We start from the raw sequence: 2,820 nt of genomic DNA on the forward strand, positions 1-2,820 counted from the left end.
CCCCCTTCGTCCAGCAGCAGATCCGCGCGCACATCCGCCTCCCGCAGATGCTCGGCCATCCGCTCGGCGCCCTCGCCGCCGAAGACCTCCTCGTCGTGCCCGAAGGCCAGGTAGACGGTGCGGCGAGGACGCAGGCCCGCGGCGAGCGCCGCCTCGACCGCCTCCAGGATGGCGAGCACGCGGCTCTTGTCGTCGATCGCCCCTCGGCCCCAGATGAACTCGCCGTCCACCACCCCCGCGAACGGCGGGTGGGTCCAGCGCTGCGCGTCGTCCACCGGCACCACGTCCTGGTGCGCGAGCAGGATCGCGGCCACCCGGTCGGGTTCGGCGCCCGGCCAGCGGTAGAGCCTGCTGTGCGCGAACTTCCGCAATTCGAGCTCGTCGTGCACCCGGGGGAACGAGGCCCGCAGGTGCGCGTCGAGGCGGTCGAACGCCGCGCTGTCGGCGTCACGCGGGTCGTCGGTGGACACCGTCGCACAGCGCAGCGCGGCGGCGAGGCGTTCGGCGGTCAGGTCGTCGACCGGCTCCGTCATCGGTCACCGGTGCGGTCGGGCAGGTTCATGGGCACTGTTGCATTGTTCAACATGCTCGGGTCCAGGGCGATCGTCTTCTCGTTTCGCCACTTCACGATGCCTTCGGTGAGCTCGCCCGGCAGGTCGGGACGACGCGTTCCGGTCAACAGGGGCAGCTCGATGCGCGCGGAGGTCACCGTGACCGACGCGAGGGCGGGGGAGTGCGACCACACGTCGTCGACCACGTCGGTGATGCGGACGCCGATCCGGTGGCCCGCGGCGATCGGCCAGTCCTGCGCGAGCAGCCTGATCTCGGCGGTGTCGCGGACCGGGGCGATCCCGCGGGTGATGACGGTCGCGCGCAGGTCGGGTGCGATGTCGTAGAGCTCGACCGCCACCGTCGCGCTCGGCGGTCCGCTGAGCCGGAGCGCGGCGGTGGGAATGCCGGACAGGTGCTGGTCCCCGGTCAGCGGCGCGGAGACCGACCAGATCTCGCGATCGGATCCGGGGATCAGCCCGCGGTCGGTGTAATCGCCGGTCCGCAGCTCGACCGGAACCCGCAGGGCGTCGGCGGGCGGCCACGCCGTCTCCGCACGCCAGCGGCCGTCGAACTGGCCGACGGTGATCCGCGGGCCCGGCACCTGCACGTCACGGGCGGCGACGTGCTTGTCGAAGAACGCGAGCAGCTCGGTGTCGAAGTGGGGTGTGCCGCATTTGTCGTGGCAGGTGCGGTGTCCCCACTGGCCGAACCAGGCGCGGTGCTCGCCGGGCCCGAGGCCGTTCCACAGATCGAACACTCGGTAGGCCCGGGTGTTGTAGTCGACGAAGCCTTGACCGAGGAACAGCGGAATCGTGTTGCCGCGCAGCCGTGCGACCAGGTCGCGATCGCGCCAGAAAGCGGTGTCGGGATTGTGGTCGCCGATCTCGGCCAGGTACTGCCGGTAGCACTGCCACGGCAGCTCCGTCGCGTTCGCCTGGTATTCGCCGGAGTCCTCCGGACGCGGTGGTGTTGAGGCGATGAGCAGGTGCTCCAGTCCCGCGAAGTCGGCGGGGCGCACGCCGCTCTCGGTGATCGGCTTGCCGGAGAACTTCCAGGAGACGCCCTGCATGTACAGGTAGGAGTAGGGATCGACGACCGGCTCGAACGCGCCCACCGCGGCGAGGCCCTTCGGTGCCGCGGCCAGGCCCATGAGGCCGGTCCATGCTTCGTACGACGTGCCGAACAGCCCGACTCTGCCGGTGGACCACGGCTGGCTCGCCGCCCACTCCACGGCCGCGGCGACGTCGGCTCGTTCCCCGGGTCCGCCGAAGTCGGGGCAACCGTTGGAGCCGCCGAACCCGCGCAGGTCGACGATGACGTAGGTGTAGCCCGCGTTCAGGAACAGGTCGGCGGTGAGGTTGTCGGTGGACGGGCCGCCGGTCGGACGTGGCTCGCTCAGATACGCCAGGTGCGCGCGATACGGGCTGACGGTGAGAATGACGGGTGTGCGGGTGTCGTCGGAGACACCGGCCGGGCGCAGGATGTCGGCGTGCAGCCGAGTGCCGTCGGCGCCGTCGATGAACGCCTGCCGCCACTGGTAGGGCACCGGCAGCGGTTCGGCGGTCGCCGGTATCGGGGCGAACGCGGCCAGCAGCAACAACAGGCCGCACAGGGCACGAGACAGGACGGCTCGTTCGATCACCATAGGACTATCGAGTGTGCCCGGACGACCGTCCAGCCCCCGGAACCGGGGTGGTCGTCCAGTAGCCGGGCAGACGCCATCCGGTGTTCATCCGGACGGGCCAGCATCGAGGCCATGCCGGAGCGCGGTTTCGGGTCCGTCGACTCGGTGGGAACGGTCGGCCTGGCGTTGTCGGCCGCGTTCCTGTTCGCGGTGTCGGCGTTCCTGCAACAGGGCGCGGCGAGGCAGGCGGCCACCGCGTCGGGGCAGGGACGATTCCTGATGATCGCCGCGATCGCTCGTCGTCTGATCACCGACCGCCGCTGGCTGGCCGGACAGGGCGCGAACGTGGCCGGATTCGTCGTGCACGCCGTCGCGCTGCGCTTCGGGGCCATCGCGGTGGTGCAGGCGCTGCTGGTCGTGCAGTTGTTGTTCGCGCTGCCGTTCGCGGCGATGCGGCGCGGTCGCGCGCTGCTCGCCCGGGATTGGGCGGGGATGTCGGCGGTGTGCGCGGGGCTGATCCTGCTCATCGCGCAAGGGATTCCCGGGCATTCGGCGGTGCGGACGGAGCTGCTCCCGGACGCCGGCGCAGTGGTGATCGGCGCGGTCGTCGTGTTGTTCGGCCTGTCTCGGCCGGTCCGTTCCAC

General features: G+C 71.1%; 3 protein-coding genes. 1 reads left to right on the plus strand and 2 read right to left on the minus strand.

Annotation, left to right across the window (positions count from 1 at the left end):
• Both ON21_RS30505 and ON21_RS30510 read right to left on the minus strand, forming a co-directional pair.
• The coding region (locus ON21_RS30505; protein WP_039803720.1) for a M20/M25/M40 family metallo-hydrolase at positions 1-533 on the minus strand (533 nt) is incomplete at its 3' end.
• Positions 530-2,197: a CocE/NonD family hydrolase gene (locus ON21_RS30510; protein WP_039803721.1), complete on the minus strand. Its 1,668-nt coding sequence runs from the start codon at positions 2,195-2,197 to the stop codon at positions 530-532. The genes ON21_RS30505 and ON21_RS30510, both read right to left, overlap by 4 nt.
• Positions 2,198-2,308: 111 nt before the next feature.
• On the opposite strand from ON21_RS30510, the gene ON21_RS30515 reads away from it, so the two are divergent.
• The coding region (locus ON21_RS30515; RefSeq protein WP_169332750.1) for a DMT family transporter at positions 2,309-2,820 on the plus strand (512 nt) is incomplete at its 3' end.

The sequence above is a fragment of the Nocardia araoensis NBRC 100135 genome (assembly GCF_000308435.1).
GTDB lineage: Bacteria > Actinomycetota > Actinomycetes > Mycobacteriales > Mycobacteriaceae > Nocardia > Nocardia araoensis.